Annotated in this window: 26 protein-coding genes and 1 pseudogene; 16 read left to right on the top strand and 11 right to left on the bottom strand. The window is 64.3% G+C overall.

Features of this window, described 5'->3' with window-relative positions; all coding sequences use genetic code 11:
• Window positions 1-7: 7 nt before the first annotated feature.
• Window positions 8-2,452 (bottom strand): DNA ligase D, encoded by a 2,445-nt coding sequence (ligD, locus tag GM910_RS07070; RefSeq protein WP_159586815.1) that lies wholly within the window; start codon window positions 2,450-2,452, stop codon window positions 8-10.
• Between the two features lie 137 nt (window positions 2,453-2,589).
• Window positions 2,590-3,390, bottom strand: coding sequence for a pentapeptide repeat-containing protein (locus tag GM910_RS07065; RefSeq protein WP_246225895.1), 801 nt, complete (start codon window positions 3,388-3,390; stop codon window positions 2,590-2,592).
• Window positions 3,391-3,731: 341 nt separating this feature from the next.
• Between GM910_RS07065 and GM910_RS07060 the strand changes: the two genes are divergently transcribed.
• Genes GM910_RS07060 through GM910_RS07045 form a run of 4 tightly spaced genes read left to right on the top strand, consistent with a single transcriptional unit; the run spans window position 3,732 to window position 7,160 of the window.
• Window positions 3,732-4,781 (top strand): ABC transporter substrate-binding protein, encoded by a 1,050-nt coding sequence (locus tag GM910_RS07060; RefSeq protein WP_159586814.1) that lies wholly within the window; start codon window positions 3,732-3,734, stop codon window positions 4,779-4,781.
• A 5-nt stretch (window positions 4,782-4,786) separates the two neighbouring features.
• Window positions 4,787-5,638 (top strand): ABC transporter ATP-binding protein, encoded by an 852-nt coding sequence (locus GM910_RS07055; RefSeq protein ID WP_201285424.1) that lies wholly within the window; start codon window positions 4,787-4,789, stop codon window positions 5,636-5,638.
• The gene (locus GM910_RS07050; RefSeq protein WP_159586813.1) at window positions 5,635-6,396 is read left to right on the top strand and encodes an ABC transporter permease; all 762 of its coding nucleotides are present in this window, start codon (window positions 5,635-5,637) and stop codon (window positions 6,394-6,396) included. Before GM910_RS07055 ends, GM910_RS07050 begins: the two co-directional genes overlap by 4 nt.
• Window positions 6,397-6,419: 23 nt before the next feature.
• A complete protein-coding gene (locus GM910_RS07045; RefSeq protein WP_159586812.1) occupies window positions 6,420-7,160 on the top strand; it encodes a DUF169 domain-containing protein in 741 nt (246 codons plus the stop codon).
• A 178-nt stretch (window positions 7,161-7,338) separates the two neighbouring features.
• Here GM910_RS07045 and GM910_RS07040 read toward each other — a convergent pair whose 3' ends face one another.
• The gene (locus GM910_RS07040; protein ID WP_201285421.1) at window positions 7,339-7,713 is read right to left on the bottom strand and encodes an alpha-hydroxy-acid oxidizing protein; all 375 of its coding nucleotides are present in this window, start codon (window positions 7,711-7,713) and stop codon (window positions 7,339-7,341) included.
• 331 nt (window positions 7,714-8,044) lie between these two features.
• Here GM910_RS07040 and GM910_RS07035 point away from each other — a divergent pair.
• A pseudogene (locus tag GM910_RS07035) lies at window positions 8,045-8,302 on the top strand (hypothetical protein); the annotation flags it as partial.
• A 208-nt stretch (window positions 8,303-8,510) separates the two neighbouring features.
• Window positions 8,511-9,224: a GGDEF domain-containing protein gene (locus tag GM910_RS07030; protein ID WP_159586811.1), complete on the top strand. Its 714-nt coding sequence runs from the start codon at window positions 8,511-8,513 to the stop codon at window positions 9,222-9,224.
• A gap of 116 nt (window positions 9,225-9,340) precedes the next feature.
• Here the strand turns inward: GM910_RS07030 and trpA are convergent, their stop codons facing one another.
• From trpA to GM910_RS06995, 7 genes are all read right to left on the bottom strand, one after another.
• A complete protein-coding gene (gene trpA / locus GM910_RS07025) occupies window positions 9,341-10,171 on the bottom strand; it encodes a tryptophan synthase subunit alpha (protein WP_159586810.1) in 831 nt (276 codons plus the stop codon).
• Window positions 10,168-10,497 (bottom strand): divalent-cation tolerance protein CutA, encoded by a 330-nt coding sequence (gene cutA, locus GM910_RS07020; protein ID WP_159586809.1) that lies wholly within the window; start codon window positions 10,495-10,497, stop codon window positions 10,168-10,170. The genes trpA and cutA overlap by 4 nt, the downstream gene beginning before the upstream one ends.
• Window positions 10,498-10,508: 11 nt before the next feature.
• On the bottom strand, window positions 10,509-11,729 hold the full coding sequence (gene trpB / locus GM910_RS07015; RefSeq protein WP_159586808.1) for a tryptophan synthase subunit beta: 1,221 nt from the start codon (window positions 11,727-11,729) through the stop codon (window positions 10,509-10,511).
• Window positions 11,713-12,396, bottom strand: coding sequence for a phosphoribosylanthranilate isomerase (locus GM910_RS07010; protein WP_159586807.1), 684 nt, complete (start codon window positions 12,394-12,396; stop codon window positions 11,713-11,715). The genes trpB and GM910_RS07010 overlap by 17 nt, the downstream gene beginning before the upstream one ends.
• Before the next feature lie 120 nt (window positions 12,397-12,516).
• Entirely contained in the window at window positions 12,517-13,275 is a 759-nt protein-coding gene (locus tag GM910_RS07005; RefSeq protein WP_159586806.1) for a M48 family metallopeptidase, read from the bottom strand.
• 124 nt (window positions 13,276-13,399) lie between these two features.
• Window positions 13,400-13,834 carry a DUF2852 domain-containing protein gene (locus GM910_RS07000; RefSeq protein WP_159586805.1) on the bottom strand — a complete coding sequence of 145 codons (435 nt, stop codon included), beginning with the start codon at window positions 13,832-13,834 and terminating at the stop codon, window positions 13,400-13,402.
• 132 nt (window positions 13,835-13,966) lie between these two features.
• On the bottom strand, window positions 13,967-14,740 hold the full coding sequence (locus GM910_RS06995; protein WP_159586804.1) for an alpha/beta hydrolase: 774 nt from the start codon (window positions 14,738-14,740) through the stop codon (window positions 13,967-13,969).
• Window positions 14,741-14,938: 198 nt separating this feature from the next.
• On the opposite strand from GM910_RS06995, the gene infC reads away from it, so the two are divergent.
• From infC to GM910_RS06945, 10 genes are all read left to right on the top strand, one after another.
• Window positions 14,939-15,475 carry a translation initiation factor IF-3 gene (gene infC, locus GM910_RS06990; RefSeq protein WP_159586885.1) on the top strand — a complete coding sequence of 179 codons (537 nt, stop codon included), beginning with the start codon at window positions 14,939-14,941 and terminating at the stop codon, window positions 15,473-15,475.
• 73 nt (window positions 15,476-15,548) lie between these two features.
• Window positions 15,549-16,169 carry a methyltransferase family protein gene (locus GM910_RS06985; RefSeq protein ID WP_159586803.1) on the top strand — a complete coding sequence of 207 codons (621 nt, stop codon included), beginning with the start codon at window positions 15,549-15,551 and terminating at the stop codon, window positions 16,167-16,169.
• A gap of 160 nt (window positions 16,170-16,329) precedes the next feature.
• Window positions 16,330-16,530 (top strand): 50S ribosomal protein L35, encoded by a 201-nt coding sequence (rpmI, locus tag GM910_RS06980; RefSeq protein WP_159586802.1) that lies wholly within the window; start codon window positions 16,330-16,332, stop codon window positions 16,528-16,530.
• Window positions 16,531-16,557: 27 nt separating this feature from the next.
• Window positions 16,558-16,959, top strand: coding sequence for a 50S ribosomal protein L20 (rplT, locus tag GM910_RS06975; RefSeq protein ID WP_159586801.1), 402 nt, complete (start codon window positions 16,558-16,560; stop codon window positions 16,957-16,959).
• Between the two features lie 198 nt (window positions 16,960-17,157).
• On the top strand, window positions 17,158-18,243 hold the full coding sequence (pheS, locus tag GM910_RS06970; protein ID WP_159586800.1) for a phenylalanine--tRNA ligase subunit alpha: 1,086 nt from the start codon (window positions 17,158-17,160) through the stop codon (window positions 18,241-18,243).
• 26 nt (window positions 18,244-18,269) lie between these two features.
• Window positions 18,270-20,675, top strand: coding sequence for a phenylalanine--tRNA ligase subunit beta (pheT, locus tag GM910_RS06965; protein ID WP_159586799.1), 2,406 nt, complete (start codon window positions 18,270-18,272; stop codon window positions 20,673-20,675).
• 24 nt (window positions 20,676-20,699) lie between these two features.
• A complete protein-coding gene (locus tag GM910_RS06960; RefSeq protein ID WP_159586798.1) occupies window positions 20,700-21,302 on the top strand; it encodes a nucleotidyltransferase family protein in 603 nt (200 codons plus the stop codon).
• Window positions 21,303-21,405: 103 nt separating this feature from the next.
• Entirely contained in the window at window positions 21,406-21,984 is a 579-nt protein-coding gene (locus GM910_RS06955; protein ID WP_159586797.1) for a cytochrome b, read from the top strand.
• Window positions 21,985-22,045: 61 nt separating this feature from the next.
• On the top strand, window positions 22,046-22,627 hold the full coding sequence (locus GM910_RS06950; RefSeq protein ID WP_159586796.1) for a YceI family protein: 582 nt from the start codon (window positions 22,046-22,048) through the stop codon (window positions 22,625-22,627).
• Window positions 22,628-22,654: 27 nt separating this feature from the next.
• Window positions 22,655-23,641, top strand: coding sequence for a Gfo/Idh/MocA family protein (locus GM910_RS06945; protein ID WP_159586795.1), 987 nt, complete (start codon window positions 22,655-22,657; stop codon window positions 23,639-23,641).
• 21 nt (window positions 23,642-23,662) lie between these two features.
• Here GM910_RS06945 and GM910_RS06940 read toward each other — a convergent pair whose 3' ends face one another.
• On the bottom strand, window positions 23,663-24,283 hold the full coding sequence (locus tag GM910_RS06940) for a cell wall hydrolase (RefSeq protein ID WP_159586794.1): 621 nt from the start codon (window positions 24,281-24,283) through the stop codon (window positions 23,663-23,665).
• Between the last annotated feature and the right edge of the window lie 326 nt (window positions 24,284-24,609).

Genomic DNA, 24,609 nt, shown 5'->3' with positions numbered 1-24,609 from the left:
TACGCAACTACTTCCTTGCCGCCTGCAGGGCAGGTAGGTCCCGAGCAAAATCCGAGATTCCGGCCCAAGGATCGCCGGAAGTCGTTAACAAGCCCGGAAGAGAAGAATAATTCAAATCTTCCGGAGCGTCGATGGATTCCACGTCGGCCCAGCTCAGCGGCGTCGATGCCGGCAGGTTGGTTCTAGCGCGCAGGGAATAGGGTGCGGCAGCCGTGGCGCCGCGCGCGTTGCGGTGGAAATCGATGAAGATCCGGCGTTTCCTGTTCTCTTTCCCCATGGTTGTCGTGAAGGTTCCGGGCGCGGTTGCTGCGATCTTGGAAGCGATATCGCTCGTTCGTTGATGGACCAGTTTCCAAGCGAGCTTCGGCTTGATCGGCACCACCACATGGATGCCCTTGCCGCCCGACGTCTTGACGAATGGGAAAAGCCCGAGACTTTCGAGCTCGGCACGGATGTGAACCGCCGCCTCAACGACCTCCCGCCAACTGATCCCTTCGCCGGGGTCGAGGTCAAAGACGATCCGATCCGGCTTCTCGAGCTTCCTGCGCATCGCACCCCATATGTGGAACTCGACAACGCCGAATTGAGCGAGCGCCAGATAGGCCTTTGCGTCTTCCACAGCGAGATAAGTCTTCGTCTCCCCCTCGGAATTGACCGCGGGGAAAGTTGCGACGGATGCGGGCATGCCGGCGAATGCGTGGCGTTGGAAGAAGCAGTCCTGCGGCTTGCCCGTCGGGCAGCGCATCAGCGACACTGGGCGGCCCATGACATGCGGCAGCATGAAGTCGCCGACCAGCGCATAGTAGACGGCGATGTCGAGCTTGGTCGGCCCCGATTTTCCGAACAGGCGTCGTGTCGGGTTGGTCACCCATATGGAGGCGAGATCGGCATCGGAAATCAGCCGCTTCCGCTCGACCGGGGACGTGTTGCCGGATAGTTCAGCTTCGCGCAGACCCTTGAATACGGCATGGCGAAGCATGTTGTCGGTGGTGCGGTTGGCGTAGTGGATATGGGCGGAGAGAACCGGGCGGACCCAGATGACATCCTTGGGTGTGCCTTCAAGCTTCACTGCGCCTGGTCTGAGTGGCTCCAACCGCTCGCGAAGCCGGCCGAGCGTCTCGGCGTCGAAGCCGGTGCCGACTTTGCCGCGATAGGAAAGTTCGCCATCCTCCCACTCGCCAAGCGCCAGCGCGGCTATTCCCTCTGCAGCCTCGGAAACCGTGTAACCGGCGATGACGAAGTCGCCCACCTGCAAGGCCTTGATCTTCGTCCACGTCTTCGAGCGGCCCTGATGATAGGGAGCCGAGGCGCGTTTTGAAACGATCCCCTCCAGCCCCATCTCGCATGCCTGATCGTAGAACGCCCTCCCTCCGCCGATGATATGGTCGCTGAGCTGAATGGCGGAGCGCCCCGTCACGTGAGCGGAAAGCAGGCCCGCCAGCAGTTCCTTGCGGTGTTGGAGGGAGACATTGGTGAGATCCCAGCCGTCGAGATACACGAGGTCGAATGCGTAGAAGAGTAGTTTGTGGCCAAGCCCCTCGGCGAGCGCATCCTGCAGCAGCGCAAAGCGGCTGATGCCGTTCTCATCAAGGACGACAACCTCGCCGTCGATGATAGCTTGGCGGCAAGGAAGCGACGTGAATGTGGCGGCAAGATCACGGTAGCGCTTCGTCCAGTCCAACCCGCCACGGGTCGTCAGCCGCACTTTGCCGTCCGATATATGCACCATCGTACGGTAGCCGTCGAACTTGATCTCGTGCAGCCAGTCGTCCCCCGTCGGAGGATTGTCGGAGGGGGTGGCAAGCTGAGATTCGATACGGTCGGGGAGAGGCGCCTTCACCGCTCCAGCGAGCGTGCCGGGTTTCAGCGGGCCCGAATGCTTCCGCTTCTCGATCAGCTCCTCGATCAGTCGGCCGCTTTTGACACTTTCGGGCCGTGCGGCGAGGATATCGACGGTATTGTCCGCTGCGAGGTCTTTTTCCTTGAAGAGAAGCCAATTCCGCTTCTGCTCGCCGGGCTTGGGCTTTAGGCGCGCCAGCATCCAGCCGCCATTCAGCTTTTCACCGGCCAGGCGGAACTTGAACGAACCGGAGGCCAGACTCTCCTCGACGTCGTCCATGGGTGCCCAGACGCCGCTGTCCCAGACGATCATTGAGCCGCCGCCATACTCGCCTTCCGGGATGACGCCCTCGAAGTCTAAATATTCGAGAGGATGATCCTCGGTCTCGACTGCCAGCCGCTTTTCTGCCGGATCAAGCGAAGGCCCCTTTGGAACGGCCCAGCATTTGAGTATATCGCCGACCTGGAGCCGCAGATCATAATGGTCGGCCGTCGCCCAGTGCTTATGAACCACGAAACGATTGTCCTCACCCCCGCCGACGCCTCCGACCGGCTCGGAAGTTTTCGAGAAGTCGCGTTTGCTCCGGTATTCTCGCAGCTCGGTCTTGGCCATGACATGACTATGACCGAAGGATCATGCATCGCAAGCTCATTGTGGACGCATCACAACCGGTCGTTCAGCCGCTTCCCGGAAACGAAGGCATTGGATCACAAGCTGCAGCCACGTCATCGAAACGTTCACAACGCGGCTTATTCCAGGATCGCGCGATCGAGGTTGAGGGCTTGGTCAAGGCCGATAGCCTTGTCCTGGCCGATCGCACCGGCCAGTCGTGTCGAGGTGAGATCGGCGCCGGTGAAGACCGCTCCTTCGATCGTGGCGCCGTCGAAACTAGCACCGCCGAGCAGCGCAGAGGTAAAATCGACCCCCGAGAGGTTCGCCCCGCGCAGGCTCGAAAATTCCAGATCGGCGCGGGAAAGGTCGGCGCCGGTAAGGTCGGCGCCGTCGAGAGAAGCTGACTTGAGAACGGCGCGGCCAAGCCCCATGGACTGGTTGCGCATGTCGGCGCCAAGCCGAGCATCCACGAGCCTTGCGTTCCTGAGGCTGGCGCGTGTCAGATCGCCGATAATGCGGGCGCCGGTGAGGTCAGCGCCGTCGAAGCGGGCGCCGACGGCCTGGGCGGCGAACAGACTGGCGCCGGTAAGGTCGGCGCCGGAGAGATCGGCGTCGAGCAGCCACGTTTGATCGAGCGTTGCGTTCGCAAGACGCGCGTTGACAAGGCTCGCATTGTTGAGCACGGCGACGCGCATATTAGCCCCGGTGAAGTCGAGGCCTGAGAGGTCGAGGCCGGCAAGGCGGCGCCCCGAGAGGTCGGCGGGCTTATCGGCTGTCGCCGCAGCGAGGACTTCCTCCACCTCGGCGCGCGTCATCTCGGCCTGCGTCATCTGTGGAGAGCTGAGATCCACACCGCCGAGCATGCCTTGTGTTAGGGCCGGCCCGGCGCTGGCGTAGACGGCCGCACAAACATACGCAGCCATGATGGCGCGCAGCATTTCGACATCCTCCCGCCAGCAAGCCGTTGCCGGCAATTGTGCACAAACTCTGCCCGCCGTAGATACAATTGCAACAGCAATATGCCGAGGGGTCAAGGTCGGCATCTTCGCATATGCCGGCGGTGCATCGGCGGCAAGCGCGCGAGGTCCGAAACTCCCTCTGCGGCATTTGAGAGACCGCAGTGCTGCGCGGTGACCTTGCAGGGAAATCGTATTCCATTCAGGCTGCCGTTTCGAGGACGCGCGTGCGCGCATTTTCCGGCGCCGCATGGCATAATCGTCTCCCAGGCTCGCGCGTCTCTACCGGCCTGCTAATTCCTCATGCTTCGGAGCCAGCGATCATGACCTGCTGCAACGAAACCAGGCTGGATGTCATCTGGCCCAAGCCGGACCCCAAGCCCAATCGCCGTACGCTTCTGAAGGCGGCGGGCAGCCTTGCCGGCGCCGCAGCGGTCGCGCGGCCGCATATCGCCAAGGCCCAGCAACAGGTGACGCTCGCCTTCTGCAGCCAGCTTCTCTGCGTCACGCCCTATGAGGTCACCCGCTTTCACGGCTTCTTCGAGGACGAAGGCCTTGAGGTCGAACTGGTCTACACGCGCGGCGGCAACGCGGCCATGCAAGCGCTCGTTGGCGGGGCGGTCGACTACGCCGCGACCTCCTTCGATGTGGCGGTGCAGGCTTTCGCCAATGGCGGCGATATCCGCCGCTTCGCGACCACCGGCAGGCTGCCGCTCTTCGCGCTGGCGGTAGCGCCCGGCCAGGTCGACGCGATCACGTCGCTCACCGGCCTCGAGGGCCGGACGGTCGGTGTCTCCGCGCTGGGCAATGCCGATCACACCCTGACGCTCTTCCTGCTGGCACAGGCGGGCGTTGATTCCAGTGCGGTCAGCTTCGCGGTGCTCGGCCCCAACCTCTACGAAGCCTTGCGACGCGGTCAGGTCGACGCCGGCATGGTACAGGAGCCGGCGCTGTCGTTGCTCGTTGAGGAGGGAGGCCGGGTCCTTTTCAACGCCATGGACCTCGACGATGCCGAAGCGCATCTCGGCGGCCCTTACGAATTCATGGGCGTAGCCTACCGGGCGGGCGAGCGCGAGGAGCGGCTGGAGCAGATGCAGGCGGTGGCGCGCGCGCTCGAAGCCGGCCTGCGGTACCAGCGCGAGGCCCCGATCGAGCGTCTGCGCGAGTCCTTGCCGTCGGAACTTCTCGTCGGCGGAGACGGCGAGCGGTTCGACGAGATCATTGCGCGCTACCGGGGCTCGCTGTATCCGACGGATGTCAGCATCGATCGGGCGTCCTGCGAGCGGGTGATCAACGCGCTGCGCAGCGGCGGCTCGCTCAAGACGGATGTCGACCTCGACCAGTTGCTCGACCAGGAGGTCGTTCCAGCGTGAACAAGATGATCAAGGGCAGCCTCGCCGTGGCCCATGAGGCCTTCGACGACGGCACAGAGGTGCGCGTGCGCCCGCAGGCCGGCGGCACAGATGCGCGGCCGGTCGTGTCCGTGCACGATCTCGCCATGCGCTATGGCGATGACGAGCCGGTCATCGAGGGCGTGTCGCTCGAAGTGAGAGAGGGCGAAGTCGTTAGCCTCGTCGGGCCGTCCGGCTCCGGAAAGAGCACGATCCTGAGGGCCATCAGCGGTCTCCATGCGCCGCTTTCCGGCAAGGTCGATCTGGGCATTCCGGCGACTGAGATGGGTTTCCTGTTCCAGGACGATGCGCTTCTGCCCTGGCGCACGGCGCGCGACAACGTTGCGCTCGGCCTGCGCCTGCACGGCAAGCCCGTCGGCGGGGCGCGCCAGGAGGCGGGCGAGTGGATGGCGCGGCTCGGGCTCAAGGGTTTCGAATTGCGCTACCCGCGTCAACTGTCCGGCGGCCAGCGCAAGCGCGTGGCGCTCGCCCAGGTGCTGGCGCTCAAGCCGCGCCTCCTTCTGATGGACGAGCCCTTCGCCTCGCTCGACGCCATCGTTCGCCACCGCGTCACCCAGGACCTGCTCGACTGGGTCGAGCGCGAGGGGATCGCCGTGCTGCTCGTCACCCACGATCTCGAAGAGGCGCAGGCGCTCTCCGATGTGGTCAATCTTCTCTCCCAAGGACCGCGCGCCCGCATAAGCCACCGCTATCCGGTCGAGATTCCGCGCCCGCGCGATCTCATCGGCGTGCGCGGCCATCCGACTTTCGCACCGCTCCTGCAGCGCATCTGGAAGGACCTGTCGGTGGAGGTCGAGGAGGCCACGGCGAACCGATGAGCGCGCTGTTCGACAAGACCTGGGCCCGGCAGGCCCTCGCTTTGGCCGCCCTGTTGATATTGTGGGAGGGGCTTGGCCGTGCCGGCCTGATCGATCCCTTTTACGCTCCACCGCCCAGCGCCATCGCGTTGGCGCTCTACGAGCTGTTCGCCGACGGCAGCATCTGGCCGCATCTCACCGCAACCTTGTCGGCCGCTCTGGCGGGGCTCGGCTTCGGCCTCCTGCTGGGCGCGGTCCTCGGCTTCGGAGCGGCCATGGTGCGGCCGGTCGCCGACATCATCGAGCCGGTGATGATCCTGCTCAACGCCATCCCGCGGGTGATCCTCGCGCCGCTCTTCATCATCTGGTTCGGCATCGGGCTCGGCTCGAAGGTCGCCGTCAGCCTCGTGCTGGTGGCGGTGCTCATCTTCTTTGCCGTCTACAGCGGTATCCGCGAGGTCGATGTCCGCCTCGTGGAACGGGTGCGCACCTTGGGCGGCGGGCGGATGACGCTATTGCGTGAGGTCTACATTCCCTCGGTGACGGCGTGGATCCTCGGCAACCTCAAGGTCGCCGTCGGCTTCGCCTTCACGGGCGCGGTGGTGGGCGAGTTCGTGGCATCGAGCCGGGGGCTCGGCTATCTGTTGTCGTTCGCCCAAAGCACCTATAACGCGGCGCTGACCATCGCGCTGATCGTTATCATCATGGGCTTCGTGCTCATCCTGTTCGGGCTTGCCGGCCGCATCGAGCGTCGGCTGCTGCATTGGCGCTACGCCTGACGAATATCGAGGGAGACTTTATGATGGCTGCCACGTCGTTCGCCGCGCTTTCGGGAGAATTTTCAAGCCTCCTGCGTCTCGCTGCCCCACCGATCGGCATCGCCTTCCGTGACGTCGCCGATATCCCGGACGCGGCCCCAATAGGCGGGTCGTATCCCGCGTCGACCGAGGACGGGCGCACCGGCGCCGTGTCGGCCTCCTGCGTGTTCTGGACGAAAGCCGTCGACGCGGCGTTCTCGACGGTTGCCGAAGATCACGGCAATTGCAGCGTCGGAAGCTATACCCACGGCTTCAAGAGCCTCGGCGAGGTTGCCGACAAGAACGACGTGGCGGCGCTGGTCGGCTCTGGCTGGGTCGGGATGGAGGATTTCCCGCATGTCCCCGCGGTCAAGGACCGCCCGGCGTCAATCGTCTACGGGCCGCTCGACCGGATGCCGGTGGAGCCCGACGTCGTTTATGTCCGCCTCAACGCCAAGCAGGCGATGGTGCTCGATGACGCCATGGGCGGGGTGAAGTTCGAGGGCAAGCCGCAGTGCCATATCATGGCCATCGCTAAGGATGACCAGCAGATCGCGGTGAGCGTCGGCTGCATGCTGAGCCGGGTGCGCACCGGCATGAGCAACAACGAACTGTCCTGCGCGATTCCTGCGGCGCGGCTCGGGGAGGTCGTTGCGGCGCTACGCGCCAACGCCGATACCGAGCGGCAGGTGGCCGCCTATGCCGCCGCGGACGCTGCGCGGTTTGGCAGGACATCGCCCCACTGAAACGCTACAGCGCCATTCGTCCTTTTCAGACGCACGGCGCTGTAGGTTGTTTGATCTGCGCATCGTGCTTTCCGAAAACCGACTTGGGTTTTCGGGCTGGTGCGCTAGTCCGCGAGACGGAGGGCCTCAGCGCGCTCGGCTCCCAGAAAGCCCATTGCTGTGTCCATTTCCCGGATAATCATGCCGAGCATTGTTGTGGCTCCCTTTCACCACCGGCGGCAAGCCCCCACAGGGGGAGGCGGCCAAGCTGAACGGCTTCCGCCCCCAGAGCAAGATATTTGAGGACGTCCGTTCCGCGCCGGACACCACTGTCGGCGAGAACGGTCAGCCGTGTGCCGACGGCCTGGGAGATATCGCGAAGGCAGGAGGCCGGCGTCGGCAAGCAATCCAGATTGCGTCCGCCATGCGCCGACACCACCAAGCCGTCGGCACCGATACTTGCCACCGTTTCGGAGTCTTTGACAGAGAGGATGCCCTTGACGATCAGCTTGCCAGGCCAGCTGTCTCTCAGCTTGCGGACGTCGTCCCAGTTCAACCGGTTTTCGAGGCGCACGGCATCCGCCACACTTGGGCGCGTGACGGCGCCAGACGGCGAGGATCTGTTCGATGGCCCCTATGCCGATCCGATCGCCATGACCGGGTTCGCGCAGGCAATGACGGGCTCGCGCAGGCAATGACGGGCCTTAGCCTTTCGGCGGCAAGAACGCTCGCGCAGCGGTTCCCTTGGATCGAGTATCGGACGTTCATCGACGTCGGCACCGCCGAAGGCGGCGTGCGGGCCGAGATCGCCCGCGCTTCGATTCCATGCGGGCGACTTCCTCGAGGGGTAGCTGTCGTGCATGGAATTGACCGAGCCGCTCGATGCGGCCGAAGTATTCGAGCAGGCACGCCGGCCGGCGACCGCGGACATCGTGCTTTCCAACCGCAAAGGCGGGCCGGAGGAAGGCGTGATCGACGTCGTCGAGGCGCGGGCACCGAACGGCTTCGACGATATCGAGAAAGTGGTGAGCCACGAGCACCGCCAAGCGATCGTGCGCGGCTATGCGTCGCTGGCAGGTTACGCAAGGGACCAAGTGAACGCCCGCTCTGCCGGCGCGGGCGGTAGGAGGGCACTCCAAGCAATACGCAGGAGTATATCGTGAGATCACGCACGGTTGCGGCGGAGGGCCAAACCGGCAGCCATGGCGGTAGTCGCAGATGACGCTGATCCGGCGGTCGCGCCACTCACATCATGTAGCTGGCCTTGATCTTGAGAAAGTTTCTTAAACAAAATTCATCTATGGTTGCCGCCCAAGCGGGGCATCTCTAGCGATGGTAAGTGAGTGGGCACGCAGGTTTTGGCGGTTACCGATGGTGTGGCAATGCAGCCTCGTCGTCGTTGCTGCGATTCTGGGAGCAGAAGCGCTAACACTCTTATTCTATTCGATTTTCTTCAGCGACCGTCTCTATCTCGACCTGCTTCTCACCGCTGCTATCGTGTTAGTCGTGGCCTATCCGCTTGCATATGTATTCCTTACCCAGTCCGTTCGCCTGCTGCACCTGACCGAGGCGATCGAACGTGCCTCCCGGATTGACGATCTAAGTCAGTTGCTCAATCGCAAGAGCTTTCTCGCCGAAACAGATGCCCTGCTCACCAAGTGCTCCACCGGCAGTGCGGGGACATTCCTTTATTTGGATATCGATCACTTCAAACTGATCAACGACGAGATGGGGCATGCTGTTGGAGACGAGGTTATACGCAGAATGGGTCTGGCATTGCAGCCCTGGGCCGGGAAAGGGAATGTTGTTGGTCGTCTTGGTGGCGAGGAGTTCGCGATATTCATGCCCAGCGGCGATCCGGAGAATGCGCAGATCTTGTACCGGCATATTGCCCTGGAAGCCAAAGACATTGGCCGGGAGCTGGGCCTTGGCTCCCAGCACGTTTGTCTAAGCGCAGGCGTAGCTTCGCATCAATCCGGACAGTCCCTCCCGGCCCTCATGAAGCTCGCCGACGAAAACCTTTATAAGGCCAAATCCGGCGGCCGGAACAGATTGGAGTTTGGATATCCAGGGATTGCGGCATAGCGTCGTCCGGCCAATTGAGAAGATGAGGGTAAACCATCAGGCCTTTCGCGGTGAATTGTCGTGAATTGGAGTCCCTGGATTGAAATCCAATCGCCGCACGGGACAGGGGGAGGGACTTAAAGACGCGCCTCTTTTACGCCCTCCGCCAGCCCGCGCACCAGTGTCGATACGGCCTCGGCGGGGTCGGCGGTGGTTTTGCCGTCGGGGCCGAGCACATTGGCGATGGCGTTGACGATGGCCGTGCCGACGACGACGCCGTCGGCGGCCGCCCCGATGACGCGGGCCTGGCTGGCGGTCTTGACGCCGAAGCCGACGCAGACGGGCAGTTCCGTATGGCCCTTGATGCGGGCGACGGCGGCGCTCACCTTCGCTGTATCGGTGAGCGCCGAACCGGTGATGCCGGTCATCGACACGTAGTAGACGAAGCCGGAGGTGTTCTCGAGCACCTTGGGCAGGCGCTTGTCGTCGGTGGTGGGCGTGGCGAGGCGGATGAAATTGATGCCGGCCCTCAGCGCCGGCAGGCACAGCTCCGCGTCCATCTCCGGCGGCAGGTCGACGATGATGAGGCCGTCGATGCCGGCTTCCACGGCATCCTTGAGGAAGCGCTCGACGCCGTAGATGTAGATGGGATTGTAGTAGCCCATCATGACGATGGGCGTGTGATCGTCCTCTTGGCGGAAGCTCCTTGCCATCTGCAGCGTCTTGGCGAGCGTCTGTCCGCCCTTTAGCGCCCGAAGACCCGCCGCCTGGATGGCGGGGCCGTCGGCCATGGGGTCGGAGAACGGCATGCCGAGCTCGATGATGTCGCTGCCCGCCTTCGGCAGCGCCTTCATGATCGACAGCGCGGTCGCGTAGTCCGGGTCGCCGCCCATGAAATAGGTCACCAGCGCCGGCCGGTTCTCCTGCCTGAGCTTGGCGAAAAGCGTGTCGATGCGCGTGGCGGTCATGCCGGCTCCCTTGTTTCCTTGCGCAGCCAGTCGGCATAGTGCTGATCGATGTCGCTGATCGCCGTCGCCACGATGGACGGTGTGTCGTAGGGGTGCAGCGGGCGCACGGTCTCGCACACGGCGTCGAAATGCTCGGCGCGCGTCTTCAGGAGCAGCGGCACCTCTTGCGCCGTCTCCACCGCCCCCTGCCAGCGGTAGCGGCTGGCAATCGGCGCGAAGATGTTGGCGCAGGCGGCCAGCCGCTCCGCGACACAGGCATCGGCGATCTTCTCCGCCGTCTCCCGGTCGGGACAATTGACCCATATGTCGACGAAATGCAGCGTCATGGCCGTTGGTGCTAGATATCCATGTCGAGATGCCTGGCGACGGAGAAGACGTCCTTGTCGCCGCGCCCGCACAGGTTCATGACGATGATCTTCTCCTTGCCCATCGTCGGCGCGCGCTTGACGACCTCGGCCAGCGCGTGGCTGGGTTCGAGCGCCGGGATGATGCCCTCGAGCCTCGTCAGCAGCTGGAAGGCTTCCAGCGCCTCGTGGTCCATGATCGGCACATAGTCGACGCGGCCGGACTCCTTCAGCCACGAGTGCTCCGGGCCGATGCCGGGATAGTCGAGCCCGGCGGAGATGGAGTGCCCGTCCTTGATCTGACCGTCCTCGTTCTGCAGGAGGTAGGTGCGGTTGCCGTGCAGCACGCCGGGCCGGCCGGCCGTCAGCGAGGCGCAGTGCTCGTCGCCGGAAAGCCCCCTGCCGCCGGCTTCCACGCCGACGATGGAAACATCCTTGTCGTCGAGGAAGGGATGGAACAGGCCGATGGCGTTCGACCCGCCGCCGACCGCCGCCACCAGCAGGTCCGGCAGCCGCCCCTCGGCCGTCACGATCTGCTCCTTGACCTCCGTGCCGATCACCGACTGGAAGTCGCGCACCATCTCCGGATAGGGGTGCGGGCCGGCGGCGGTGCCGATCAGGTAGTAGGTGTCCTCGACATTGGTCACCCAGTCGCGCAGCGCCTCGTTCATGGCGTCCTTCAGCGTGCCGTGGCCGGCGCTGACCGGCTTCACCTCGGCGCCCAGAAGCTTCATGCGGAAGACGTTGGGCGCCTGCCGCTCGACATCCGTGGCGCCCATATAGACGACGCAGGGCAGGCCGAAGCGGGCGGCCACGGTGGCCGTCGCCACGCCGTGCTGGCCGGCGCCGGTCTCGGCGATGATGCGCGTCTTGCCCATGCGCCGGGCCAAAAGGATCTGGCCGAGGCAATTGTTGATCTTGTGCGAGCCGGTGTGGTTCAATTCGTCGCGCTTGAAGTAGACCTTCGCGCCGCCCAGATGCTCGGTCAGGCGCGCGGCGAAATAGAGCGGCGAGGGCCGGCCCGTGTAGTGCGTGCCCAGATATGCGAGCTCGGCCGCAAACGCCGGGTCGTTCTTGGCCGCCTCCCAGTGCTCCTGCAGATCGAGGATCAGCGGCATCAGCGTTTCGGCGACGAAACGGCCGCCGAAAATGCCGAACATCCCCGCATCGTCCGGGCCGGTGCGGAAGGAGTTGGGTTCAGCCGGCTTGTTCATGCCGTCTCCTCTGGTCGCGCGCTTCCCCTGCCGCCTGTACGGCGTGGAAGAAGGCGCGTATCAAATCCGGGTCTTTCTCGCCCGGCGCACGCTCGACGCCGGAAGAAATATCGATGCCGCGCGGGCGGCAGAGCCCGAGGGCTGCACCGATATTGGCAGCGTTCAGGCCACCCGAAAGCATGTAATCCACGTCGCCGTCAAGAAAAGTAAGAAGCCGCCAGTCGAACGGCATGCCGTTGCCGCCGGGAAGCTCCGCGCCCGGCGGCGGCTTGGAGTCGAGCAGGAAGCGGTCGGCGATGCCACGATAGGCGCCGAGACCTTCCAGATCCGACGCCTCGCGCACGGACACCGCCTTCATGATAGGAAGGCCATAGCGCGCCTTGAGCGCGGCCACGCGCTCCGGGCTTTCCTTACCATGAAGCTGCAGCATGTCCGGCTCCATGCCCTCGACAATCCGCGCCAGTGTCCTGTCGTCGGCATCCACCGAGACCGCCACCGCCTTCGCCCGGTCGCGCGCCGCTTGCCGCAGGCGTGCGGCCGTCTCCACCGCCACGTTGCGCGGGCTCTTTTCGAAGAAGATGAAGCCCAGATGGCTCGCCCCGCCGTCGAGCGCGGCAGCCACCGCTTCCTCCGTCTTCAGGCCGCAGATTTTGATGTCGAGTTCCATGCCGTGGAAGTGGCACGAAATGGTGGCGGAGTCGAGGGAAGAGGATGAATGGTGAATGGTTAGGAGCGAGAATGCCAAGGCTCGCGCCGTGGTTCGTATCCACCATTTACTATTCACCATTCACCCGAACTGTATCGCCTGCAGCGCCGTCCCGTTCCTTTTCAGCCACGCCTTGCAGCGCTCCGTGTCCGGGCAAAGTTCGTTGCACAGCTTCCAGAAGCGGGGGCCGTGGTTCATCTCTTTCAGATGCGCCACCTCGTGCGCCACCAGGTAGTCGATGACCGCCGGAGGGGCCATCATGATGCGCCAGGAGAAGGACAGCGTGCCGTCCGACGTGCAGGAGCCCCAGCGGCTTGTCGTGTCGCGGTAGCGGATGGCCTTGGCGCGTCGGGCGACCGTTTCGGTGTGCCTGGCGACCAGCATCCCGATGTCGCGCTGCGCCTCCCGTTTCAGGAAGTCGGCCAGCCGGCGCGGCAGGTGCCTACTATCGCCCGTCACCACCAGCGTCAGCTGCCCGTCGAACATGGTCGCCTCGACCGTTCCGCGCCGGCTTGGCTCGTGCACGATAAGATGCGGCACGCCGCGCAGCGGGATCTTGATGCCCGGCCGCACCAGGGGCCGGTCGGGCAGCTTCTTCAGCCGCTCCTCCAGCCAGCCCTCGTGGCGCGCCAGGAAGCGCTCTACTTCACGAAGCGAAAGGCCCGGCGGGACGGTGACACGCAGGCCCGCCCCGCCCGGCGCGATGCGCAGGGTCAGGCGCCGCGCGCGGGCGTTCTCGACGATCCTCAGAGGCACTTCCCGCCCGGCCACCCGGTGAGACCGTTCCACGGGCGGGGTCGAGACCTTCAAAGGCGCTCTCTTGAAAAGGCGGGGCAGCATTCGGGCAGGATAGATGATTCGGGCCGGCAGAAGAGCCGCAAAAACGACGGCCGTTCAAGGAAACAGAAAACGGCGCCCTGAGGGGCGCCGCCTATAGGGGGCAGGGGAGGCTTTCGAAGGCTGGTCAGCCTTTGCCCTTGGTCTTGCGGTCCTTGACATCGGGCTGGTTCGAATCGCGGCCTGCCTTGCGCTCGTTCATGAAACGGTCGAACTCTTCCTGGTCCTTGGCGCGGCGCAGTTCGCGCACATACTCGTCGAACTCCTCGCGCATGGCGTCGAGCTTGCGGCGTTCTTCGGCCAAGCGCTCCAGCTCCTTCTCGCGCCAATCGTCGAAGGCGATGTTGCCCGTGCGGGCGTGGGCGCGGGAGGCGCGGCGGCAGTTGGCGAACATGCCGTCGGTGGCGCGATTCACGTCGCGCTTGAACTCGCCTAGCCTGTCGCCCCACAGAATGTAGGCGAGCATGGCGAGACCGAGCGGCCAGAACACCATGAAACCGATCACCATCAGGGCGATCGTCGCCGGCGTCCAGGCCGGGCGTATCAGTGCAGAGTTGGTCATCTCAGCGGTTCCTCATCGGTTGCAAACAAGGGCTGCGGCCGCATGATTCGAGATGGGAAGCGCTTTTCTCCGATTCAAGACATGAAATACCGAAAGGGCCCGCCTATATGAAAAGGCTTGCCATCCGCCGGGCTATCCCGCCCGCTCCACCAGCGACGCCGCGACCCGCAGCATCAGGCCGATATCCTGCGGCCGGGAGAGGCGATGGTCGCCGTCGCGGACGAGCGACAGGGTAACGTCGTCGGCCGGCAGGTGCTCGACCAGCCGCATGGCATGGTTGTAGGGTACGTCGGTGTCGGCCATGCCCTGCAGGATGTGCACCGGGCAGTGGGTGTTGATGATGCCTTCGAGCACCCGGTTCTTGCGGCCGTCCTCGAACAGCGCCTTGGTGTAGATGTTGGGCTCCGGCGAATATTCCGACGGCTCCTCGATATAACCTTGAGTCTTAAGTGCTTGCCGTTGCCGGGCGTTCAGCACCGGCTCCATCAGCTCGATCGTGAAGTCCGGCGCCGGCGCCAGGAGCAGGAGCCCGCCGATGCGCCGGCCTTCGCCGGCCTTCTGCAGCTCCTGCACCATCCTGAGCGCGATCCAGGCGCCCATGGAAGAGCCGACGAGGATTTGCGGACCTTCCGTGAAGCGGTGGAAGACGGCGAGGCTCTCGGTGAGCCAGCGGGAGATGGTGCCGTCGCTGAAAGCGCCGCCCGATTCGCCGTGGCCGGAATAATCGTGCCTGGTGGCGGCGAGGCCGTGTTCGCCCGCCCAGGCGTCCAGGGCTTCGGCCTTGGTGCCCTTCATGTCGGAGCGGTAGCCGCCGAGCCAGACAAGGCCGGGCGCGCGGCCCGGCCGGTGGCGCACGGCGATCTCGGTACCGTCGACTTCGATGCGGGTCGGTTCGCTCTGGCTCATCCGTGTCCTCCTGCAAGGTGTTCTGGCGCGGGTGCCGGTCCGGCGAAAGAGCATAGAGCAATCCGCCTTCCCGTCGCGCTTCCGCGTGATTCTTTTGCTTGGTTATGCTATTGACACAGGGCTCGCCAAGCGCACATAGCCATCGGCTCGACGCTACGGGCCGGACCGTTCCGTCAACGACTTGAGGAGACGAAGACCATTCGCAGACCGTTCAAAGCGCCGCCTACGGTGAAGGAGGGGCCCCGCGCCAACCGTGAAATCCGGGCTCCCCGGGTTCAGCTTATCGATGACGAAGGCAACAATCGGGGCATTATCGCGACCGAGGAAGCCTTGCTGGCGGCCGAAGAGGCCGGGCTCGACCTTGTCGAGGTATCGCCCAATGCCGATCCGCCCGTGTGCAAGATCACCGATCTCGGCAAGCTGAAATACCAGAGCCAGAAAAAGGCCGCGGAAGCCCGCAAGAAACAGAAGACCATCGAGATCAAAGAGATCAAGATGCGGCCCAACATCGACACTCATGATTATGAGACGAAGATGAAGGCCGTGCGCCGGTTCTTCGAGGAGGGCGACAAGGTGAAGCTGACCTTGCGCTTTCGCGGACGTGAGATGGCTCACCTGGAGCTTGGCATGAAGCTCTTGAATCGCGTGCGCGACGAGGTGGAGCCGATCGCCAAGGTCGAGGCCGAGCCGAAGCTCGAAGGGCGCCAGATGATGATGGTGCTTGCCCCGAAATAGCCTAGATGCCGAGTATGCCTTGCGCGGGTTGAAGCATGTTGCTGCCGCGCAAGGCGAAAGGGCGAACCCCGGAATGAGTGGTGAAACAGCAAAGGCGATGGCCGCCTATCAGGCCATGCGGCGCTACGTTCTGGCGTTCCTCATCGGTGTGATCTGTTTCCTGCTCGTGTTCAGCAGCTCGCTGCAAAGCGAGATGTCGCATGAACTTCTGGAAGCGTATGGCCTCGCCCTGATCCTGATCGGCATCGGCGGCCGGTTGTGGTCCATCCTCTATATCGGCGGGCGCAAATCCGCGGAGGTCGTCTCCACCGGCCCATACTCGGTCACGCGCAACCCGCTCTATTTCTTCTCGACGCTTGCTGCGGCGGGGGTCGGGGCGCAGACCGGCAGTTTTGTCGTGACGGCGCTTGCGGCGGGGGTCTGCATGATGGCCTTCCACATCGTGGCCCTGCGCGAGGAGCGTCACTTGAAGGCCGTGCTCGGCGAGCCTTATCGAGCCTATCTGGAAAGCGTGCCCCGCTTCCTTCCCAACCCCAGGCTTTTCAGGGATCGGGAGGAGGTAACTTTTCGGCCGCGCATCCTCAATCGAACGCTGGTCGACGGCCTTGCCTTTTTCGCCGCACTTCCGTTCTTTGAGCTGATCGAGCGCGGGCAGGAAATGGGGCTGATCCCCATTCTTTTCCGGTTGTATTGACGGAATCTGCGGCTATTGCGTGAGCTGAAACTTGCTGATATGAGGCACGCCTCGTACGAGCCGGCCGGCAGGGCATGCCGTGGCGGCTCTTGATGCTTCCGGACCTTTGGTCCGGTCAGAACTACAAAGGCGCGTCTGCGCCGATAATCGGAGAAGCAAAATGCCCAAGATGAAGACCAAGTCTTCTGCCAAGAAACGGTTCAAGGTGACCGCCAACGGCAAGGTGAAAGTGCAGGCCGCCGGCAAGCGCCACGGCATGATCAAGCGTTCCAACAAGTTCATCCGCGATGCGCGGGGCACGATGGTTCTTTCCGATCCCGATACGAAGATCGTGAAGAAGTTCATGCCCTACAGCTTCTGAGTGGACCGGTTTTAAGGAGATCATGTCATGGCCCGCGTAAAGAGGGGCGTTACCGCCCACGCCAAGCACAAGAAGGTCCTGAAGTCCGCCAAGGGCTTCTACGGCCGCCGCAAGAACACCATCCGCATCGCCAAGCAGGCGGTCGAGAAGTCGCTGCAATACGCCTATCGCGACCGCAAGAACCGCAAGCGCAATTTCCGCGCCCTGTGGGTCCAGCGCATCAACGCCGCCGCCCGCGAGCACGGCCTGACCTACGGCCGCTTCATCGACGGCCTCAACAAGGCCGGCATCGAGATCGATCGCAAGGTGCTGGCCGACATGGCCGTGCACGAGCCGCAAGCCTTCGCCGCGCTCGTTGCCAAGGCCAAGACGGCGCTTGAGTATCTCAAGAACACCACGCCCAATGCTTTTGAAAGCGCTGTCGCCTAAGGTCAGCGCTTCCCGAAGCAGGAACGGAATTTTCGGGAAACCCGCGCTGGCAGGGCTGGCGCGGGTTTTTTCATGATGGCAACGACGAACGAAGATAGTGTCATGGACAATCGCAATCCGCTTCCTACGCCCGATAAGGGCACGGCCGTCCGGGACGGCGCGCCGGCAACGGCCAAGGCAGGAGTTGAAGGAAGGACGATGAACGATCTGGACCAACTCGAAAGGACGATTCTCGACGAGATCGCCGGTGCCGGCGATGAGCAGGCGCTGGAGGTCGTGCGCGTCGCAGCCCTCGGCAAGAAAGGGTCGATCTCGGAGAAGCTGAAGACGCTGGGTGCCATGCCGCCGGAAGAACGCCAGGTGATGGGCCCGGCCATCAACGGGTTGAAGAACCGCGTCACCGAGGCGTTGACCGCCCGCCGCGCCGAACTGCGCGAGGCGGCGATCGCAGAGCGGCTGGAGCGTGAGACGGTGGACGTGACGCTGCCCCTCGCCCGTCCCCCGGCCGAGCGCGGCCGCATCCACCCCATCACCCAGGTGGTCGATGAGATCACCGCCATCTTCGGCGATCTCGGCTTCGCCATCGCCGAGGGGCCTGACATCGAGACCGACTATTATAATTTTACCGCGCTCAATTTCCCGGAAGGCCATCCGGCGCGCGAGATGCACGACACCTTCTTCCTGGAGCCCGACGAGAACGGTGAGCGAAAGCTCCTGCGCACGCACACCTCGCCCGTGCAGATCCGCACCATGGAGGCCCAGAAGCCGCCGATCCGCATCGTCATCCCCGGCAAGACCTACCGTGCGGATTCCGACGCCACCCACACGCCCATGTTCCATCAGCTCGAAGGGCTGGTGATCGACAAGACGGCGAATGTCGCCAACATGAAGTGGGTGCTGACCGAGTTCTGCAAGGCCTATTTCGAGGTGCCGCAGCTCAACATGCGCTTCCGGCCGAGCTACTTCCCCTTCACGGAGCCGAGCCTGGAGGTGGACATCCAGTGCGACCGCTCGAAGCCCGGCGAGATCCGCTTCGGCGAGGGCAGCGACTGGCTGGAGATCCTTGGCTGCGGCATGGTGCACCCCAACGTTTTGCGCTACGGCGGCCTCGACCCGGACGAATACCAGGGCTTCGCCTGGGGCATGGGCATCGACCGCATCGCCATGCTGAAATACGGCATGCCCGACCTGCGCGCCTTCTTCGACGCCGACGTCCGCTGGCTCCAGCACTACGGCTTCCGCCCGCTCGACATGCCGACGCTCTTCGGCGGCTTGAGCTCTTGATTTCCAACCAGGCAGGCTGAACGAAGATGAAATTCACACTCTCCTGGCTCAAGGATCACCTCGAGACCGAGGCCACCCTCGACGAGATCGTCGAGACGCTCACCATGATCGGCCTCGAGGTCGAAGAGGTCGACGACAAGTCGGCCCTGAAGCCGTTCGTCATCGCCAAGGTATTGACGGCGCAGAAGCATCCCGATGCGGACAAGCTCAAGGTATTGACCGTCGATACCGGCGACGGAAAGCCCGTGCAGGTCGTGTGCGGCGCGCCCAACGCGCGTGCCGGGCTCGTCGGGGCCTTCGCGGCGCCGGGGACCTATATTCCCGGCATCGACGTCACCCTTTCGGTGGGGAAGATCCGCGGCGTGGAAAGCCATGGCATGATGTGCTCGGAGCGCGAGCTGCAGCTTTCCGACGAACACACGGGCATCATCGATTTGGCCGAGGATGCGCCGGTGGGCGCCTCCTTCGCCACATGGGCGAAGCTCGACGACCCGGTCATCGAGATCGGGCTGACGCCGAACCGGCCGGACTGCACCGGCGTCTACGGCATTGCGCGCGATCTGGCCGCCGCGGGCCTCGGGCGCTTGAAAGAGGGCGCGGTCGAGCCCGTCTCCGGCGAGGGGGCCTGCCCGGTGGATGTGCGGATCGAGGCGCCGGATCTCTGCCACGGCTTCGCGCTCCGCGCTGTGCGCGGGGTTGCGAACGGCCCCTCGCCCAAATGGATGCAGCAACGGCTGATTGCCATCGGCCTGCGTCCCATCAACGCGCTGGTCGACATCACCAACTACGTCACCTTCGACCGCGGCCGCCCGTTGCACGTCTTCGACGCCGCCAAGGTGACGGGGGATCTGACCATCCGTCGCGCCAGGGAGGGAGAGACGGTGCTGGCGCTCGACGAGCGCGAATACCGGCTTTCGCCGGAGGTCTGCGTCATCGCCGACGAGAACGGCGTGGAGTCGATCGCCGGCGTCATGGGCGGCGAGCACTCCGGCTGTGACGAAAGCACCAGGGACGTGCTGATCGAATCGGCCCTGTGGGAGCCGGCGAACATCGCCCGCACCGGCCGGAACTTAAGCATCATTACCGACGCGCGCTACCGTTTCGAGCGCGGGGTGGACCCCGAGTTCATGGTTGGCGGCATGGAACTGGCGACACGGCTGGTGCTCGAAATCTGCGGCGGCGAGGCTTCCCGTGCGCGGGTCGTCGGCTATGGGGGGTATACGCCGAAGACGGTCTCCTTCCCGCCCGCCGAGGTGAAGCGGCTCACCGGGCTCGACGTGCCGCGCGAGGAGAGCCTCGCCATCCTTACACGCCTCGGCTTTACGCCGCAGGGCGACGGCGAAGTCGTGGACGTGACCGTTCCCTCCTGGCGCCCGGATGTCGACGGCAAGGCCGACCTTGTGGAAGAGGTCATGCGCATTCACGGCGTCAACGAGATCGCTCCCGAGCCGATGGTCGCGCACGACGCCGTCAGCGGCCGCATCCTCACCACGCTTCAGGTGCGCACGCGCCAGGCCAAGCGGGCGCTCGCCGTGCGCGGCATGATGGAGGCCGTCACCTGGTCGTTCATCCCGGAAGATCACGCCAAGCTCTTCGGCGGCGGGCAAAAGGCACTCACGCTCGCCAACCCCATCGCCGCCGACATGTCGACCATGCGCCCGTCGCTCCTGCCCAGCCTTGTCGCGGCCGCGCAGCGCAACGCCGATCGCGGCTTCGCCGACGTGGCGCTGTTCGAGGTTTCCGGCGCCTATGAGGGCGACCGACCGGAAGGCCAGCGCCGCGTGGCGGCCGGCATCCGACGCGGCACAGCGCGGCTTTCGGCCCAGGGCCGCCACTGGGTAGGCAATGCCGCGCCCGTCGGCGTGTTCGAAGCCAAGGCCGACGCGCTCGCCGTGCTCGAAGCCTGCGGCGCCCCCGTGGACAAGCTGCAGATCGAGGTCGGCGGGCCGGACTGGTATCACCCCGGCCGCTCGGGCACGATCAAGCTGGGCCCGAAGATGGTGCTCGGCACCTTCGGTGAGTTCCACCCGAAGGCGCTGGAGGCGCTCGACGTTTCCGGCCCGCTGTGCGGCTTTGAGGTCTTCATCGACGTCATCCCCGAGCCGAAGGCGCGGGCAACGCGCACCAAGCCCCGCCTCGACCTTTCGCCCTTCCAGGCGGTCAAGCGCGACTTCGCCTTTGTGGTCGAGAGGGCCGTGGAGGCAGGCACGCTCACCCGCGCCGCGGCAAGCGCCGACAAGAGGCTGATCGCCGACGTCAACGTCTTCGACGTCTTCGAGGGCGAGGCTCTCGGCACGGACAAGAAGTCCATCGCCATCGAGGTCACCATCCAGCCGGTGGAAAGGACCCTGACGGACGAAGATTTCGAGGCGCTCGCCGGGCGAATCGTGGAGAATGTCGGGAAGCAGACGGGCGGTGTGCTGCGAAGCTGAACGCGCATGAAAGGAGGAGCACCGATGGATCATCTGAGATACGCCGGCGCTTCTCCCGAGGCGCAGCGCGCCGCTTTCCTCGACATCGTCTGGAGCGATCCGCTCGTGAGGGAAGCGCTCCTGCAGGCCCGGCGGCTCGACCTGCCCCATTGGCGCATCGTCTCCGGCGCCCTCTACAACAGCGTCTGGAACGCACTGACCGGCCCGCCATCGGGTTACGGCATCAAGGATATCGACCTGTTCTATTTCGATCCGGCGGACCTTTCGTGGGAAGCCGAAGATACGATGATCGTCGAAGGCGCGGAGATTTTCTCGGACCTGCCGATTGCCGTCGAGATCCGCAACGAGGCGCGGGTCCATCTATGGTTCGAAAAGCGCTTCGGCCAACCCTATCCGCCATTGTCTTCCTGCGAGGAAGGGATTGACCGCTTCGCCACGAAGACCCATGCCGTCGGCATCCGGCTTGAGGCCGACGGTGGTTACGACCTCTATGCTCCCTATGGCCTCGACGACATATTCTCCTTCCGCGTCGTGCCGAATCGCTCCCTCGACAACCGCGCCACGCACGAGACCAAGGCCGCCCGTGCCAAGGCGGCTTGGCCGGAACTCACGATAATCCCGTGGTAGCTTGGCTTTTGCCGGCTCGTTCGGCGTCCGGAAGGTGGGGCCAGCCGCGAAATATTCTGTATATTTCATATGTCTGCGATCCTTGAAGAATTGGCCTCCAGCAGTGAGCGACTTTCGGTTCCGCAACACGAAAGAGGGCTACGGCCTCGTCGCGATCGCCTTTCATTGGGCGGTCGCGGTTCTGATCCTCGGCCAGATCGGCCTCGGCCTCACAATGGTCCGGGTGGCCGACCAGCGTCTCGCCTTCAATCTGATCCAGTGGCACAAGTCGCTCGGTCTCCTGATCCTCACCCTGATCGTGCTCAGGCTCCTCTGGCGCATGGCGAACCCGCGGCCCCTGCCGCTCGCTTCGCTGCGGCGCTGGGAGAAGGCGGCGTCGACGGCGGTTCATCGCCTGCTCTATGCCGTCTTCCTCGCCCTGCCGCTTTCCGGCTGGGTGCTGGTTTCGGCCTCGGTGCTCGGTATACCGACGCTCGTTTTCGGCCTCTTTCTGTTGCCGCATCTGCCGGTCGGGGTCTCGGAAGCGGGAGAAACGTTCTGGCGTCTGCTGCATCGCTCGCTGGCTTACACTGCGATCGCCCTGGTTACCGTCCATGTGCTGGCCGCGCTGCGCCATCACTTCATCCTCAAGGACGGCGTGCTCAGGCGGATGCTTCGGCCGGCGCGGCGCACGGAACCGTGAGTGGACCTTGTTCGCGGTGCATCCGATAGTGCCGTGCATGGGAAATATCGGGCATGGGAATATGAAGACGGCGGCACGCATTGCCATTGTCGCGGTTCTACTCGTTCTCGCCGCGCCTCTGCGGGCGGCGGTGCCGTCCTTATCGGAGGTGGCAGGCCGTTACGCCGTCGTGGCGTCGGGATCGCGTCTCGCATTCACAGTGACGGCGGTGGGAGGCCCGGGGATCAGGGGCCGGTTCGCCAGGTTCGACGGCACGATCGATATCCCCGCCGACAGCGTCGATCGCGCACGTGTGACGATCACCATCTATCCCGACAGCGTGACGACGGGTCAGAAGCGCATCGACGATTTCCTCAAATCAGATGCCGTCTTCGACACGGCAAACGAGCAGGCGATTATCTTCCGTTCGACGCGCGTCCGCCGCACCGGCGAGGACACGGCGACCATCGAAGGCAATCTCACTGCCCGCGGCCGCACTTTCGAGGAGACGTTTCACGTCAGGCTTGCCGAGGCGCAAGGTGGAAACCTGCACTTTCACGTCCAGGGCAAGGTCTTCCGTTCCCGCTACGGCATGGATGTCGGAACGCCGATCTATTCCAATGTCGTCGATTTCGATATGGACCTCGCCTCCCGGCGCCGATAGTCTCGCGGCGTTTTTTCGGGAGGCGTCATGTTCCGCTGGGGTATTCTGTCGACGGCCAAGATCGGCCGTGAATTCGTCATTCCGCAGCTTCTGGACGCGGAGAACGGCGTGGTCACCGCCATCGCCAGCCGCGACGAAGCGCGGGCCAAGGCTGTTGCCGAGCGCTTCGGCATTCCGCATGCCTTTTCTTCCTATGAGGCGTTGCTCGCCTCGCCGGAGGTCGACGGCGTCTACATTCCGCTGCCTACATCGCAGCATGTGGAATGGGCGGTGAAGGCGGCGGACGCCGGCAAGCATGTGCTGGTCGAAAAGCCGCTGGCGCTCGACGCCGACGATATCCGCCAGGTGATCGAGGCGCGCGACCGCAACCGCGTGCTCGTCTGCGAGGCCTTCATGGTCACCTACCATCCGCAGTGGCACAAGGCGCGGGAGCTCGTCGCCGAGGGCGCCATCGGCCGCCTGCGCCACGTGCAGGGCGCCTTCACCTATCACAACGTCGATCCCGACAACATGCGCAACCGGCCGGAGCTGGGCGGCGGCGGCCTGCCCGACATCGGCGTCTATCCGACCGTTGCCACGCGCTTCGTCACCGGCTGCGAGCCCGAGCGCATTCAGGCGGTGGTCGAGCGCGACGCGAAGTTCGGCACGGATATCTATGCCAGCGTCAAGGCCGACTGCGGCAGCTTCGAGATGAGCTTCTACGTGTCCACCCAGATGGCGGCGCGGCAGGTGATGGTGTTCCACGGCGACAAGGGCTTTATCGAAGTGGAGACCCCGTTCAACTCGCGCGTCTACGGCGACGACCGCGTCATCCTCAACAGCGCCGACCACGGGACCTCGACCGTCTACCGCTATGGCGACATCCGCCAGTACCGCCGCCAGGCGGAGGCTTTCGCCCGCGCGGCCGGCGGCGAGGACGTGCCGGTCTTCACGCTGGAGGAGTCGGTGAAGAACCAGAAGGTGATCGACGCCATCTACCGCGCAGCCGCCCATGACGGCTGGGAGCCGGTCTAAGCCTCTGTTTCCCGCAACCGCCTAAGGGGCAGGGACAGGCTTCCCTGTGTCCGAAGGCGGTGGCGTGTCCATGCGCGCCAGCGTCCGCTCGCACGCGAAGAACAGGTGCCGGCCGATACGCCCGACGCGGCGCAGACGTTTCGCCCAACTGGGCGCCACCTGGACGGCGTGATAGTGCGTCGCCTCCAGCATGTCGCGGTTGACCTGCGCGGCCTGCTTCCCTCCGCAGTCTTCGCGGCACAAGACGGCCGCGGCGACCTTTTGCATTTTTTCCCACGCCGTCCTATCGAACGGATAGTCGGAGCGTTTGTCGCAGGCGAAGGAGAACTGGCAGCGGTTCTGCCGGTGCGCGTTCTGGTAGACCACGGCGCAGATGCTGCGCGGGTAGATGCGCGAGCGCACCCGGTTGAGGATCACTTGGGCGACGGCGAATTGACCGCTCGTCCGTTCACCCCGCGCCTCGTGATAGATGGCCAACGCCAGGCAGTCACGTGCCAAGCGGTCGCCGAGACGCCGCAGCGTCTCGTGCGGGCGCATCGTTTCCGGGAAGCGCTGCAGGCTCTCTGCTCCGTGCGATACGGTGATAGCGGTTTGGTGGACGATGCCCAAGGCGGGCATCGTCAGGGCAACTGGCGTCGCCATGACGTCTTTCGTCGTCAGTAAAAGCAGGACGCCCCCCAGGAAGCATCCAGTTTTACGCAAAATTGTACACCCTACATATTATTCAACCTATGAGAGCATATGCCGTGACAAGCGTCAACAAATTCTCAACAAGACAACCTTCTGGCGCTGGCTACCCCCGCTCCGCCTCCCAAACGGGACAAACCGCACGCGCTCAAGCGCGTGGAACAGGCACATGCCGCCTTGCGTGACAAAAATGCTGTTCTTATATACGCGGCAACGTTGCGGCTTGCGTGTTTCACCGACCGAAGTATCGCGGCATTTCGTATGAACAGGGGCTGTCGCCT

The organism is Chelativorans xinjiangensis (genome assembly GCF_009812055.1).
Lineage (GTDB): Bacteria > Pseudomonadota > Alphaproteobacteria > Rhizobiales > Rhizobiaceae > Chelativorans > Chelativorans xinjiangense.
This window is presented reverse-complemented; position numbering and strand designations above follow the sequence as displayed.